13 protein-coding genes are annotated in these 13918 nt (G+C 56.0%); 10 read left to right on the top strand and 3 right to left on the bottom strand.

Going from position 1 to position 13918, the window contains the following annotated elements; translation table 11 throughout:
- The first annotated feature begins 159 nt into the window (after positions 1-159).
- A complete protein-coding gene (locus ACFFSY_RS14730) occupies positions 160-702 on the top strand; it encodes a TlpA family protein disulfide reductase (protein ID WP_377495220.1) in 543 nt (180 codons plus the stop codon).
- Between the two features lie 88 nt (positions 703-790).
- Here ACFFSY_RS14730 and cimA read toward each other — a convergent pair whose 3' ends face one another.
- Complete coding sequence (gene cimA, locus ACFFSY_RS14725; protein WP_377495218.1) at positions 791-2404, bottom strand: citramalate synthase; 1614 nt, start codon at positions 2402-2404, stop codon at positions 791-793.
- Positions 2405-2648: 244 nt separating this feature from the next.
- Here cimA and ACFFSY_RS14720 point away from each other — a divergent pair, with 244 nt between their 5' ends.
- The 7 genes from ACFFSY_RS14720 to yjbM all read left to right on the top strand — a co-directional run bounded on the left by ACFFSY_RS14720 (position 2649) and on the right by yjbM (position 10136).
- Positions 2649-3920 carry a DNA polymerase IV gene (locus ACFFSY_RS14720; protein WP_377495216.1) on the top strand — a complete coding sequence of 424 codons (1272 nt, stop codon included), beginning with the start codon at positions 2649-2651 and terminating at the stop codon, positions 3918-3920.
- Positions 3921-3991: 71 nt separating this feature from the next.
- Complete coding sequence (locus ACFFSY_RS14715; RefSeq protein ID WP_377495214.1) at positions 3992-4225, top strand: ferredoxin; 234 nt, start codon at positions 3992-3994, stop codon at positions 4223-4225.
- A 217-nt stretch (positions 4226-4442) separates the two neighbouring features.
- Positions 4443-6212, top strand: coding sequence for a FecR family protein (locus ACFFSY_RS14710; RefSeq protein ID WP_377495211.1), 1770 nt, complete (start codon positions 4443-4445; stop codon positions 6210-6212).
- A gap of 13 nt (positions 6213-6225) precedes the next feature.
- The gene (locus ACFFSY_RS14705) at positions 6226-7815 is read left to right on the top strand and encodes a stalk domain-containing protein (protein ID WP_377495209.1); all 1590 of its coding nucleotides are present in this window, start codon (positions 6226-6228) and stop codon (positions 7813-7815) included.
- An 84-nt stretch (positions 7816-7899) separates the two neighbouring features.
- Positions 7900-8196, top strand: a complete 297-nt coding sequence (locus ACFFSY_RS14700) for a hypothetical protein (RefSeq protein ID WP_377495207.1) — start codon at positions 7900-7902, stop codon at positions 8194-8196.
- Positions 8197-8219: 23 nt separating this feature from the next.
- Positions 8220-9317, top strand: a complete 1098-nt coding sequence (locus ACFFSY_RS14695; RefSeq protein WP_377495570.1) for a quinone-dependent dihydroorotate dehydrogenase — start codon at positions 8220-8222, stop codon at positions 9315-9317.
- 18 nt (positions 9318-9335) lie between these two features.
- Positions 9336-10136 (top strand): GTP diphosphokinase, encoded by an 801-nt coding sequence (yjbM, locus tag ACFFSY_RS14690; protein WP_377495205.1) that lies wholly within the window; start codon positions 9336-9338, stop codon positions 10134-10136.
- Between the two features lie 101 nt (positions 10137-10237).
- Here the strand turns inward: yjbM and ACFFSY_RS14685 are convergent, their stop codons facing one another.
- Together ACFFSY_RS14685 and ACFFSY_RS14680 are read right to left on the bottom strand one after the other, a co-directional pair.
- Entirely contained in the window at positions 10238-10783 is a 546-nt protein-coding gene (locus tag ACFFSY_RS14685) for a PCYCGC motif-containing (lipo)protein (RefSeq protein ID WP_377495203.1), read from the bottom strand.
- A gap of 9 nt (positions 10784-10792) precedes the next feature.
- The gene (locus tag ACFFSY_RS14680) at positions 10793-11350 is read right to left on the bottom strand and encodes a thioredoxin family protein (protein WP_377495201.1); all 558 of its coding nucleotides are present in this window, start codon (positions 11348-11350) and stop codon (positions 10793-10795) included.
- A gap of 130 nt (positions 11351-11480) precedes the next feature.
- On the opposite strand from ACFFSY_RS14680, the gene ACFFSY_RS14675 reads away from it, so the two are divergent.
- Positions 11481-13142: an RsmB/NOP family class I SAM-dependent RNA methyltransferase gene (locus ACFFSY_RS14675; RefSeq protein ID WP_377495198.1), complete on the top strand. Its 1662-nt coding sequence runs from the start codon at positions 11481-11483 to the stop codon at positions 13140-13142.
- The gene (locus ACFFSY_RS14670) at positions 13142-13879 is read left to right on the top strand and encodes a pseudouridine synthase (RefSeq protein WP_377495196.1); all 738 of its coding nucleotides are present in this window, start codon (positions 13142-13144) and stop codon (positions 13877-13879) included. The genes ACFFSY_RS14675 and ACFFSY_RS14670 overlap by 1 nt, the downstream gene beginning before the upstream one ends.
- Positions 13880-13918: the final 39 nt, after the last annotated feature.

The raw sequence follows: 13918 nt of genomic DNA, 5'->3' as shown, positions 1-13918 counted from the left end.
CCGCCTCCGGCTGCCGTTGTCGAATTTCCCACGTTCATCTCTCCCGCATCATAATGTCATCATCGTATAATCTGTCCCCGAACTTGAGCTTCCATCCTCGCCATGGTAACATGGCCTTAAGATGGAACAAGCAATTAACCAGACGAAAGAAGGCTCGACATGAGAAGAACGCTGCTGCTGCTCGCCGTCATTCTTGTATTGACCGGTGCAGCATTGTATCAGAATCAATCGAAGAGCGCCTCGGAGACAGCCAGCGCGGCCGTATCGTCGGAAGCGAAGCCGAAGCCGGGTTATACGGCGCCAACGCTGACGCTGCCGGATTTGAACGATCAATCGGTCGCAATCGGCGGAACGAGCGATAAGTTGACGCTGCTGAATTTTTGGGCATCTTGGTGTGGGCCTTGCGAGCTGGAGGCGCCGGATTTGCAGGAGTTGTCCGAGAAATACGCGGATCGCATGGTGCTGCTCGGGGTCAATTCGACCAAGCTGGACAAAGAACGTCAAGCGCGCGAATTCGTCGATCAACAGAAGTTGACGTTCCCGATTCTCATGGATCGCGAGGGCGTGGCAACCGAACTGTATAAAATCAATACGTTCCCGACGAGCCTGATTATCGATCAGAACGGCGTCGTGCGGGAGCGGGTGCAAGGGGTTATTACGAGGGCAGAATGGAAAGATAAAATCGAGAAGTGGCTCAATTAATCCGGAAGGGCTGCCAATATGACAAAACGCCTCGCGCAACAAGATAACTCTTGTTGGCGGGGCGTTGTTCGTTCAAGCGGCGATTCGATTAGTGGTTCACTAGGCCGAAACGTTCGCGCGGCTCGTCTTGCGTCGGTTCTACTTTGTCCATATTCAGCAGCGCATACCGGAAGCTGTCCACAAGCGCCTCCCAGCTCGCTTCGATGACGTTGCTGGAGACGCCGACCGTGCTCCAGGAACTCGTGAAATCGGTCGATTCCATAAGCACGCGGACTTTGGCCGCGGTGGTGTCCTTCTCATCAATAACGCGCACCTTGTAATCGGTCAGATGAATCGCGTTGATTTTCGGGAAAAACTGAACGAGCGCTTTGCGCAGCGCATTGTCGAGCGCGTTGACCGGCCCGTTGCCTTCTGCGGCGGTGTAGACCGATTGCCCGTCGACGTTCACCTTGACGATTGCTTCGGCATTCATCTGGCCTGCAGATTTCTCCATGATCATTTTGAAGGAATCCAGCGTGAAGACGGCTTTCGACTCGCCGAATGCGTCTCTCAGCAGCAGCTCGAGCGAGGCGTCGGCACCTTCGTACTGGTAGCCTTGATGCTCGAGTTCCTTGATCTGCTCCATGATTTGTTTCGTCTTGTCGTTGTTGGCGTTAATATCCAGCCCAAGCTCCTGCGCCTTCGAGATAATATTGCTTTGGCCGGCTAGCTCGGATACGAGAATGCGCTGCTTGTTGCCGACCAGCTGCGGTTGGATATGCTCGTAGGTTTTGGAGTCCTTCATGATCGCGGAGACGTGGATGCCGCCTTTATGCGCGAACGCCGCGTTGCCGACGAATGGCTGGCCGACCGGCATGTGGGCATTTGCGATTTCACTAATGTATCGCGCCGTGCCCGTGAGCGACTGGAGCTGCTCGGGCGTCAGACAAGGATAGTTCATTTTGAGCTGCAGATTCGGGATGATCGAGCACAGGTTCGCGTTGCCGCACCGTTCGCCGTACCCGTTGATCGTCCCTTGCACTTGTCTTGCGCCGGCTTGAACGGCCGCAAGCGTATTGGCGACAGCCAGCTCGCAGTCGTTATGGGTATGTATGCCGATCGGCGCCGTAAGCTCCGCGCGCACGCGGGAGACGATCTCGTGAATTTCGGAAGGGAGCGTGCCGCCGTTCGTGTCGCACAGCACAAGCCAATCGGCTCCGGCATCCTGCGCGCTGCGCAGCGCGGCCAAGGCGTATTCCGGGTTATGCTTGTAACCGTCGAAAAAGTGCTCCGCGTCGTAGATCGCCTCGACACCGCTGCGCTTCAGGAAAGCGAACGAATCGTAGATCATCGCGAGATTTTCTTCCAGCGTCGTTTGGAGGGCGGTATGCACATGAAAATCCCACGATTTGCCGACCAGCGTGGCGGCTGGAACACCGGATTCGACGATGCGAATCAGGCTGGTATCGTGCTCGGCAACGCTATTCTTGCGTCTTGTGCTGCCGAATGCCGTCAGCTTCGCGTTCATCCGAAGGTTCTTCGCCCGCTGGAAAAACTCGATATCCTTGCTATTGCTGCCCGGATTGCCGCCTTCGATATAATGAACGCCTAGAGCATCGAGCTTCTGGGCGATTTTCAATTTGTCATCGGCCGATAGGCTGATGCCTTCGCCTTGCGTTCCGTCCCGCAGCGTTGTGTCGAATATGGAGATTGCCTGTGCCATTGCTTGGACGCTCCTTCCCTCATGTAAACTGTCTATAAATTCATAATTTTATCATTATAGCATGAGATGTAGCAGGCGTAAACGAATCCGCGACCGCGAAAACGGCGAAAATATCAGCTTTCCGAATGCGCGAATAAGCGGCATGGGAGCGCTTTTATACGAATAGAGGCGGGTTGACCCAGACTACAGGCAATTGTATGATTTATATATTTCAGCAGCAATTGAAAGGGTATGGGATCGGATCATGACGGAAAAACGAACGGGGCGAATCATCGTCCATGTCGATATGAATGCGTTCTATTGTTCCGTTCATGAAGCGGAGCAGCCCGACATATATAAAGGAAAGGCGACCGCAGTCGCCGGCAGCGCCGAGCTTCGGAAAGGAGTCATCGTCACCTCCTCGTACGCAGCCCGCAAGCGTGGCGTCAAGACGGGGATGACGGTGCGCGAAGGCTTGAAGCTGTGCCCGGACCTCATGCTGATCAAGCCGGATTTCGACCTGTACCGCAAATATTCCCGAGGCTTCTTGAGCATCGCTTCACAGTATACGCCCCTGGTAGAAGCATCCTCGATCGACGAATGCTACCTGGACATTACCGGTTCTTCGAGCTTCGGAGCGCCGCTGGACATCGCGAGCGCAATTCAACGGCGGATCAGAGAGGAGTGGCAGCTTCCTTGCTCCATCGGCGTCGCACCGAACAAGCTGCTCGCGAAGATGGCTTCCGATATGAAGAAGCCTAACGGCTTCACCGTGCTGCGTATTCGGGATGTCCCGCAGTTATTATGGGATAAGCCATGCGATACGTTATTCGGTATCGGACGCAAGACGGCGGACAAACTAAGGAAGCTGAACATCCGGACGATCGGCCAGCTGGCCGCGGCGGATGAGGGCCTGCTGACGAAACAGTTCGGCGTCGTCGGCGTCTGGATGAAGGCCGCGGCGCATGGCATCGATCACGCGCCGGTGAATGAGCAGCGTGAGCCGAACAAATCAATCGGGCACACGACGACGATGCCGCGCGACGTGACCAAGCGCGAGGAAGCCCATCGTATTCTGCTGAACTTGACGGATCAGACCGGCCGGCGTATGCGGAGGCAGAAGCTGATGGCCAAGGTCGTGCAGATCACGATGCGCAATCCGGATATGTCGACGATCACGCGCTCTGCGACATTGAGCAATCCGACAGACGCGACGCCAGATCTCTACAAGGAGGCGACGAAGCTGTTCGACCAGCATTGGCGGGAAGGCGCGCCGCTTCGCTTGCTCGGTGTCACGCTGCAGAACTTGAGCCCCCGTGATGAATCGGCCGTTCAGTTGGATCTATTCAGTTATGAAGAGCAGCCTAAAAAAGAAGCGCTGACGAAGGCGATGGATATGCTGCGGGACAAATTCGGCGAAGACGCGGTGCTGACTGCGGGCATGCTGGGCGACGATCCATCGGCGCTCATCCGCAACAAACGAATTCGAGGGACATCCTTGCAAACAGACGAGCTTTTGTTATATAGTGATGATTGAGGTTATAATAATTATAATTATGACATGATGCGACCCAGCATGTGATTCATTATATTTGGGAGGGAAACACGGTGGCAAAATATACTTACGTCGATAAAGATACATGTATCGCTTGCGGAGCTTGCGGCGCGACGGCACCAGATATTTACGATTACGATGACGAAGGTTTGGCTGAAGTCATTTTCGACGGCGATGGCAACCGCGGCATCAAAGTAATTCCAGAGGATCTGTACGACGACATGCAGGATGCAACTGACGGCTGCCCGACAGATTCGATCAAAATTGCAGATACGCCTTTCAACTAACTACGAAATATAGCGCTAACGATAACCCCTGACGCCGATGGCGCTCAGGGGTTATTTGTCGTATTCATTATTGCCAGCTGCGAGAGAACGGGGATAAAATAAGAGATAGGCTGGAAGTTATGAGTTTTCTGATTGTGTGCAATGGTATTCATATTTTTGTAGGCATTGGGACCTATTTGCGCATCTGCAGGAGATGACTACATAAGGAGGAGAACGTTTGAAACGCAATTTTGCTAGATTTACGTCGATCATGCTCTGTTTCGCACTGCTGATCGCGGCCGTCGTTACCTGGACGGGGACGGAGCGGGCATCCGCGCAAGTGATGCGCGTCGCTATTGTCAAATCGCTGAAGGGCACCGTGACGGTACTGAAATCAGGCGGTTCGAAGCCGTTCAAAGCATTCAAAAACATGAGCTTGAACGAAGGCGATCTATTAAAGACCGGTAAGGATGGAAGCGTTGAACTCGAGCTGGCAAGCGATGATTCGGATCGCGATCAGCTGACGGTCGGCGGCGAGTCTGAAATTTCCTTCACGAAGCTCAAAGACAAGGCTGGCTCTAAGACGAAGTTGAACGTCTGGGCGGGTACGCTGTGGGTGAAGGTGAAGTCGGTTGCCGGCGCAGCAGATAGCTTCGAAGTCGAGACACCGACCTCGATCATGGGCGTTCGCGGCACGAAATTCATCGTGATCGTGAATCCGCGCACGCAAGTCTCCAACGTCATCTTGGCGGCTGGCGTAATCGAATCGGTGGTCAACAAGAACATCGCGAGTGCCGGAGCGGGAACGGCAAAGCAAACGGTCATTTATCCAACCCAACAAATCGTGCAGACCCAGCAGGAGGATGGCATTCATACGTTCGTGTCGACGATTGACGTTGAGAATCTGGTTGCCAACATACCTGCCGACACCATCCGCGACATCGTCATGAGCGCCGCCGAAATCGCGGAGGAGCAGCAGCAGCAGATCGAGCGATGGAAGCGGCAGATAGAGGCGGGCAGGGGTGAAGCCTCTAATCCTGAGGGGATGAATTCGTCGGAAGAGTTGGAACGATTGAAGCATAATTTCGACCTGATTGTTTCTTTGATCGCGCAAGAAGCGATACAGGAGAATAAGATTGCTTATGAGGAGCTGCAGGAGCTCGCCGATCAAGTCAATGAAGAAGCTGGCCGAGTCATCGTTGACTTGAATACGACCGAAACAATGAATCTGACCGAACAAGAGAAAATCGCAATGCAAGAAGCGTTAAGGCAAATGGAGCAGGAGCGACAACGCTACGAGCTAGAGCAAAAGCGGCTGGAACAGGAGCGGCGTCAGCAAGCTGAACTGATCCTTAAGTTAGCGGAGAAGAATTGGACGATCCAAGAACAGAATCGCGAGGCGCTGGATAAATTGGCGAAGAAGGCGGAAGACCTTAAGAAGCCGGTCGACCAGACCACCAAGAACCCGCCTGTCAACGGGGGGAGCTCCCTCATTCCGTCCGTCAAATTAACAGGCGAGCAGATCGGGGCTACCATCAACGTCGACGTTAACCTGGACGATTTCATCGAAGATAAGAAAATCTCCGCATTCCAACTGGAATTGGAATATGACGAGCGGCTGACGTTCGACGCAGACGTCTATCAAACTCCGGCATATACCGGAATTCGCAAAACGACAAGTCCGTTCAAAGTGGAACCAGCCGGTGAGATTGTCCCGAATGCGCTGAGCGCCGACCAGCTTAAACTCGTGAGCGCCGCGCAGAACGGCGGGACGCAGCCGAAACCTACCGTGGTATACTCGGTTGCCAAATTCTCAGGCGGCTCGCTTGCGATAGCGGACCCGACCGCAATCGTTCGGCTGCCGTTCACGCTTGGTTCCTCGATCGGAACAGGTGATTCGCTTCGCTTCCGCCTCAAGAGCGTAACGGGATTGAACGAGAACGGCGAAGCGGTATATCGTTCCACTTATTATGGCGAACTCACCATTCGCCCGACACAGCAAGGTTAGGAGTTATGCGACGATGAAGAAAAGCATAAGTATAGCGGCTATGGCCGCGACGGTACTGCTGACGGTTCTTGCGCCGGCGGCGGCATCGGGGGCAGCTGCCTCCGCGTTCACCGCCAATAAACCGTTATTCGAAATCCATACGCTGGCCGGCAGCGGAGAGTTTGCGTTCCGCGAAGGGAAGGGCGAAGAATCGGCCTTTCATCAGCCTACCTCGCTGCTTGCCGATGCCACGAGCGGATCGCTTATTTTGTCGGACACGCGGAATCAACGGATCCGCGCGATTGCGAAAGACGGCGTATCCTCGACACTTGCAGGCACGGACTGGGCGGACGGGGAATGGAATTTGCCGCTTGGCGGACTGAACGACGGCAAGGCAGGCGAGTCCGTACTGAACGCACCGGGCGGACTTGCTGCTGATGCCAAAGGCAACATCTACGTGGCGGATACGGAGAATCATGCGATCCGGATGCTGGACCGTGCCGGCGTGCTGACGACAATTGCCGGTAACGGCTTAATCGGCAGCGCGGATGGACAAGCGGCGCAGGCTCGCTTCTATCATCCGCTAGACGTGGCCGTGACTACCGGCGGCGTCATTTACGTAGCCGATACGCTTAATCACGTGATTCGCAAAATCGAAGCCGGTATAGTATCGACGATCGGGAAAGCGCCGGAGCGCGCGATTCTGTCGTCGGAGGAGGCGGAGCTTGCGGGGAATTTCGCGGACGGGCCGATCGCCGAAGCGATGTTCAACGAGCCGAGCGGATTGGCGCTGGATACGCAGGGGAATTTGTATGTGAGCGATACGGGGAATCAGCGTATCCGGTACATCGATTTCACCAAGGGCGTCGTCACGACCGTCGCGGGCGGCAAGTCGGGATCGTTCCCAGGCTACGGTGCGGATGAGGCTTACGTATCGGGGGACTATGCCGACGGGAAGGCCTCGGACGCCAAGTTTAACTCGCCGAGAGGACTGGCATTGACGGCGGAGGGCGGATTGCTCATCGCGGATTCATTAAACCATGTTATCCGGTATTTGAAAGACGGCGTCGTAACTACGCTTGCGGGCACGCCAGGCGATACGGGCCGCGTAGATGGTGTCGCGTCGGCATCCGGATTCAATCAGCCAACGGATGTCACGTGGCTGGGTAACAACTCGTTCGCGGTTGCGGATGCCGGGAACAACCGAATCAGCGTTGTGAAGCCATATGCCATTCCAACCGGCTTGAAGAAAGGCGCGGCGATACAACTGTTGTTGGACCAGCAACTCGTCGCTTCCGATGCCGCGCCGGAGGTCACGGCCGGAACGACGTTCGTGCCCGTGCGCGTTATAACGGAGAAGCTAGGATTCACCGTGCACTACAAGGCAGGAACAACCGTGTTGACCAAAGGCGATTTGAGCTATACGTTGACCGCAAAGTCTGCCGCAATCGTCAAGACCGCCGCAGGTCAAGCCGTGCACAACGTTACACTGCCCTCGCCTGCGTACTATAATAATGGCCGATTATTCGTGCCGGTTCGTTTCTTCGCGGAAGAAGCGGGTTTAGACGTACAATGGTTGTCAGATACAGGGTCTGTGCTCCTTCGTCACAAGCAATTCTCATAATAATCGAACAGGCCGCCCCTTCGGTTGAAGGAGCGGCCTGTTCGCGCTGTTACTATAGAAGCGTTAAGGGATTAGTTATTAACGATGAGCAGCACGGCCATGAGGATAACGAGGGCGGCGAAAGACGAAAGCACCCAAATTAACGCTTTTTTGTTGACGGCTTCTTTCGGTTTCGTTTTCATGGTAGGCGGTCTTTTCTTTGGATGGCTCATGCGGATCAACCCTTCTTTTCAAAATGGGACATGTGCCTATATTGTAACCGTTTGCGAAGGCGTGATCAATCCTTTTATGGGCGTCCGGCCCGCAAAACGGCATGTAAGCCGCGCGGCGCTCTTTCTTTTTGTGCCAGAAAAGGATAAACTGTTCGATAGAGCTAAATAGACGAACGAAAGTAGTTGATTCAAGTGTTGTATTCCAAGCTGGCCAAGCCCGTGTTCTTTCAGATGGATCCCGAGAAGGCGCATCATCTGGTGATTGACGGGCTGCATACCGCATCGAAGATCCCCGGGCTTCCGGCTGTCATGCGCGGCATGTACGGGGTGAAGCATTACCCTGAATTGGAAGTGAATCTATTCGGCTTGCGCTTCCCGCACCCGATCGGATTAGCGGCAGGCCTGGATAAGAACGCCAAGGCTGTCGAGATGTTCGCGAATATCGGCTTCGGCTTCGCGGAAGTGGGCACCGTTACGCCGAAGGGACAAGCGGGCAACGAGCTGCCGCGGCTGTTCCGTCTGCCGAGCGACGAAGCGCTCGTGAATCGGATGGGCTTTAACAACGATGGCGCGGATGCGATGGCGCAGCGGCTCTCCATCGTGCAAGATCGTCGTATTCCGATAGCGGTCAATATCGGCAAGAACAAGACGACCCCGAACGAGCAGGCTCACGAAGACTACCGGGCTTGCATGCAGAAGCTGTATCCGTACGGCGATTTCTTCGTCGTGAATATCAGCTCGCCGAATACGCCCGACCTGCGCGCGCTGCAGCATGGCGACGAGCTTAGCTTGCTGCTTACAACCGTTATGGAAGAAGCGGCGGTGCAAGCGGCCAAGACGGGAGCTCGTCCGAAGCCGGTGCTCGTGAAGATCGCGCCGGATATGACGGACGAACAGCTCGGCTATACGGTCGAGACGATTCAGAAGAGCGGCGTAGCGGGCATCATCGCGACGAACACGACGATCAGCCGCGACGGGCTGACGCACCCGAACAAGAAGGAGACCGGCGGACTGAGCGGACTGCCGCTCAAAGCAAGATCCACCGAGGTCATCCGCGCCGTGTACCGCCAGACCGGCGGGAAGCTGCCTATTGTTGGTTCGGGCGGCATTTTTACGGCTGACGATGCATACGATAAAATTCGCGCTGGTGCGGCATTAGTCGAAATTTATACCGCGCTTATATATCGCGGACCAGAGCTGTTGAACGAGCTCGCGCTAGGATTAAGGCAGCGGCTTATCGCAGACGGTTACGCGTCCATCGCTGAAGCGGTTGGAGCAGATCATCGGTAACGAACAGGAGGCGGCTGGATGGACGGTAGAGACTGGAGCCTGTTTTTACAGCCTTACGAGCAAGCAGTAGAAGAGTTGAAAGTCAAATTCAAGACGATGCGAACCGAGTTGAAGGTGCGCGAGGCCTATGCGCCAATCGAATTCGTCACGGGACGCGTCAAAAAAATATCGAGCATTCTGGAGAAAGCGAAACGGCTGTCCGTTCCCCCGGAGAAAATCAACACGGGGATCGAGGACATCGCAGGCATACGCATCATGTGCCAGTTCGTCGACGACATTAGGCGGGTGGCGGAGCTCGTGCGGGCGCGCAAGGATCTGACGCTCGTGTACGAGAAGGACTACATTACCAATTATAAAGACAGCGGTTACCGGAGCTTCCATATGATCGTCGAATATCCGGTGCAGACGGCGCTAGGGCTGACGAAGGTGTTGGCCGAAATCCAAATTCGCACGCTCGCGATGAATTTCTGGGCGACAATCGAGCATTCGCTCAACTATAAGTATAGGGAGAGCTTGCCCGAAGACGTGAAGCTGCGCTTGAAGAAAGCATCGGAGGCGGCCTTCTTGCTCGACACGGAGATGTCGAGCATCCGGCAGGAAATTCTTGAGGCGCAGACTGATTTCGAGAAGAAGTCGAATGTTGTCTCCAGCGTCTTAAGCGACATCCAAGATTTGTATTTCTTCCACCGCGTGCGGGAGGCGGCCCAATTCCAGCTTCGATTCAACGAACTGTGGGAGCAGGAGGATGCTTACGGTATCCGTCTGCTGGCGGACGACATCAAGACCGCGTTGAAGCGAGCGAAGAAAGGCCAGGTTTGATGCCGGCAGAGGTGATGCGTAAGCGGCTCTGCAAGCAAGAACCCCGGGATTTGCCAATATGGCAGTCCCGGGGTTCTTTGCGATTGCGAATGATCACAGCGTTAGCTGACCGTCGAAGGTTTGTATTTATCGTCGATGAATTGACGGATTTCGTCCACGCTTTTGCCTTCGCCCTTGAGCTTCACGATGTCCTGCAGCTCTTGCATGCAGATGCCACAGCTGGCGCTGTGGTTCGTCCACGTAATCTCACCCTCTTTGGCGTCCATAATATAACAGCGGTACAACGAATCGTGCTGCTCTCCTTCATCATCCATGCAGCCGCAATAGCAGTTGATCTGCTTCATGATGTCCGTGGCCGATCCGACTTGTGCGTAGAGCGATTGCGTCAAATCGGTATAATCCTTCAGAAAGCCGGGCATCGCCGCATACGAGGCCGTCGTCTCGACCAACTCGGTACCGTGGAGATGCGCGCCGTTCTTGTCGCCTCCTCCGCAAGCGGAGAGGATGGCGATCGAAGCCGCCGCCACGCCCGCAAGGGCAAGAAGCTGACGGATGGCTTTGCGGCGTTGTTGGGGAGAGGTGTCTTCCGTTCTTACCTCGACGATGCTCGGATGGATATGCCGATTCGGGCTAAACCAGCGTTTCATGGCGTGGCGTCATCCTTTCCGAGGTGCGTTCACCTTGGCCTTGTACTTTTCGAAGAAAGCGCGATAGTCTTCGATTTTGTTGCCTTCGGTTCCCGGTTCCGCAAGACCGCCTACGATTTTGTCGACCTGTACGCCGTTCTCGTAATAGACCAACGTCGGCGTATATTCGATGACTTCGCTGCGGATATAAGCGGGGAATTCGAGCGTGTTGAATTGTTTCATGTCCACGTCGAGCTCTTTCACGAGCGGTGTCAGCTCGGGAGTCGTGTACTTGCAGTGCGGACAGGTGGAGGAGAAGAAATAGACAAAAAAGTTCTTCTTGTCGTTCTTGAGCTCGTCGAGTTCGTCTGGCAGCATGATGTTCTGATAGTTGGCGTCATCCAGCAGCTCGCGAGTCGCCGGGTTCAGCTGGGACATGCTCTTGCCGTACACGTTGTCCTTGGTTATCGTGTTCACGATCACGAGAAGCGCGATCAGGACGACAAACACCGATGCGACGATCAGGACGGGTTTCTTGCTTCCGTTTTTTCGCTTGTTGCCGGCATACGTATTCTTCTTCTTCGACATGAATCAACCTCCGACTTGGGCACGAATGTTGGTCAAGCTAACGGCTTTATTATACAATAAGACGAATCGAGAAAAAACCGTGATTTCCATATGGTGGGACCGGCAAGCGCAAAGGAGTAGAGTCGACAAGATGGGTATCACGTTGCCGCTATCGTTCGCGGATAAAATGAAACGGCTGCTCGGGCCGGAATTCGAAGATTTCCTTGCTTCATACGAGCGTCCGCGCAAATACGGCTTGCGGGTGAACGGCTTGAAGCTGACCCCGGAGGCGTTCTTGGCTATTTCGCCATTCAAGGAGCGCTTAACGCCCGTGCCTTGGGCGGAAGGTGCCTTCTATTATGAGGAGCAGGACCGCCCAGGTAAGCATCCGCATTACCACGCGGGCTTGTATTACATTCAAGAGCCGAGCGCCATGGTGCCAGCCGAGCTGCTGGGCGCCCAGCCGGGCGACCGCGTGCTCGACTTGTGCGCCGCGCCAGGAGGCAAGTCGACGCAGCTGGCGGCCAAGCTGAAGGGCGATGGCGTGCTGGTGACCAATGATAACGCGCGGGAGCGGACGAAGGCGCTGGCGAAGAATGTCGAATTGTCCGGCATCCGGAACGCTGTCGTGCTCAATGAGGAGCCCGCGGAGATCGCGCGCGTCTTCCCGGCATGGTTCGATAAAATTCTCGTCGACGCGCCTTGTTCCGGCGAAGGGATGTTTCGCAAAGACGAGTCGATGATCGCCGAGTGGGAGAAGCATTCCGTCGAGCGCTGCTCCGCGATGCAGCGCGACATTCTGAAGCATGCGGCGGATATGCTGGCTCCGGGCGGGACGCTGGTATATTCGACTTGCACGTTCTCGCCCGAAGAGAACGAATCGCAGATCGCTGGGCTGCTTGCGGCTCGTCCGGAGCTTGCGGTGGTGCCCGTGCCGCTTGCACACGGCTGGGCGCCGGGAAGACCGGAATGGGTGTCGGAGGAAGCGGCGGCGGGGTTATCCGAAGCGCGTCTTGCAAGCTTGTCCGGCACGGTGCGGCTGTGGCCGCATTTGACCGAAGGCGAAGGGCACTACGCGGCCGTCCTGCGCAGAACCGGCGAACGCCCGGAAGGCACGGGGGACGGCCGGCGCGTAGAGACTTGGGATCACGCATCCGATGTAAGATCATCAGGTGATGACGACAGGCGCGGGAAACGTCGGCGGGGCGAGAATGGGAGGGCGAATGCCACCGGGCATGAAGAGCGTAAGCGGGATCGCGATCAGGGCCGTGCCCTGAAGTCGGCGCCGAAAGCGAAGGACTTCCGCTCGAAAGCGGCCAAAGCTGCGCTTGCGCATGCCGGAAATCCGGCGGATGCGTGGCGGCAATTCGCGGGCGAGCAGCTGAACCGGCTTGCCGACGAAGGCGAGCGCCTTGTGGCGTACGGTACCCGAATCTACAAGCAACCGGCGGCCGTGCCTCCGCTTGAAGGGCTTCAGGTCGTTCGCCCCGGGTGGTATGTAGGCGAGGCGGGGACGTATCGGTTCGCCCCGTCGCACCCGCTCGCGATGGCCATGAAGCCGGAAGAAGCGCGGATGTCGCTCCATTTCGACGCAGAAGATGAAGGACTTCGTCGATATTTGAAGGGAGAGACGCTCCACATCGAGGAGCGAGATCTACGCGTGCATGGAAGCGCGGAAGGGCAAGACATGGCCGAGGCGCGACAATCTGGTTACGTGCTGGTCTGCGTGAACGATTACCCCGTCGGCTGGGGTAAATATAGCGGCGGCGGAATGCTCAAGAACGAGCTGCCTGCCGGATGGAGGTGGATGTAATGGCCAAGCGGATGCGGCTGGACAAGCTGCTCTCGAACATGGGCTTCGGCTCGCGCAGCGAGGTGAAAATCGCGGTCAAGCAAGGTCGGGTTACCGTGGATGGCATCCGGGCGAAGGACAGTGGCATGCAGCTGGACCCGGAGCAAGCCGAAGTGATCATCGATGGCGAACGGGTCGTCTTTCAGGACGTGATCTATGTGATGCTGAACAAGCCGCAGGGCGTCGTATCGGCAACGGAGGACACGCGGGATCGGACGGTGATCGATCTGCTAACGGATGCGGACCGCGTCTTGAAGCCGTTCCCGGTCGGACGGTTGGACAAGGATACGGAAGGGCTTCTGCTTATCACGAACGATGGCGCGCTGGCTCATGATTTGCTGTCGCCGAAGAAGCATGTTCCGAAAACGTACGAAGCGAACGTGCGCGGAGATGTCGGGGAGGCGGACGTTCATGCGTTCGCCGAAGGCGTGGAACTGGATGACGGCTACGTGACCATGCCGGCCCAGCTGCGGATCGACGGCAAGGAGGAGCGGGAGGACGGTGTCTACAGCCGAATTACCCTGACGATCCATGAAGGAAAATTTCATCAAGTCAAACGGATGTTCGAGTCGGTCGGCAAGCAGGTCGTATATTTGCGCAGAGTCGCTATGGGTCCGCTTCGGCTGGACGAATCGCTGGCGCTTGGCCAATACCGTCCGCTCACGGAAGAGGAGCTCGCGGCGCTGCTGAATCGTTAAGACATCGCGGACAGATTAGAAGCAGGAGGAACGGCAATC

The organism is Paenibacillus aurantiacus (assembly GCF_042431225.1).
Taxonomy (GTDB): Bacteria; Bacillota; Bacilli; order Paenibacillales; family Paenibacillaceae; genus Paenibacillus_Z; species Paenibacillus_Z aurantiacus.
This window is presented reverse-complemented; position numbering and strand designations above follow the sequence as displayed.

Bases quoted from the DNA above. Each gene is read 5' to 3' on its own strand.
- cimA (WP_377495218.1), bottom strand. From the start codon at position 2,404: ATGGCACAGGCAATCTCCATATTCGACACAACGCTGCGGGACGGAACG.
- ACFFSY_RS14700 (WP_377495207.1), top strand. From the start codon at position 7,900: ATGAGCAGCACGGCCATGAGGATAACGAGGGCGGCGAAAGACGAAAGC.
- ACFFSY_RS14730 (WP_377495220.1), top strand. From the start codon at position 160: ATGAGAAGAACGCTGCTGCTGCTCGCCGTCATTCTTGTATTGACCGGT.
- ACFFSY_RS14670 (WP_377495196.1), top strand. From the start codon at position 13,142: ATGGCCAAGCGGATGCGGCTGGACAAGCTGCTCTCGAACATGGGCTTC.
- ACFFSY_RS14685 (WP_377495203.1), bottom strand. From the start codon at position 10,783: ATGAAACGCTGGTTTAGCCCGAATCGGCATATCCATCCGAGCATCGTC.
- ACFFSY_RS14680 (WP_377495201.1), bottom strand. From the start codon at position 11,350: ATGTCGAAGAAGAAGAATACGTATGCCGGCAACAAGCGAAAAAACGGA.
- ACFFSY_RS14720 (WP_377495216.1), top strand. From the start codon at position 2,649: ATGACGGAAAAACGAACGGGGCGAATCATCGTCCATGTCGATATGAAT.
- yjbM (WP_377495205.1), top strand. From the start codon at position 9,336: ATGGACGGTAGAGACTGGAGCCTGTTTTTACAGCCTTACGAGCAAGCA.
- ACFFSY_RS14705 (WP_377495209.1), top strand. From the start codon at position 6,226: ATGAAGAAAAGCATAAGTATAGCGGCTATGGCCGCGACGGTACTGCTG.
- ACFFSY_RS14675 (WP_377495198.1), top strand. From the start codon at position 11,481: ATGGGTATCACGTTGCCGCTATCGTTCGCGGATAAAATGAAACGGCTG.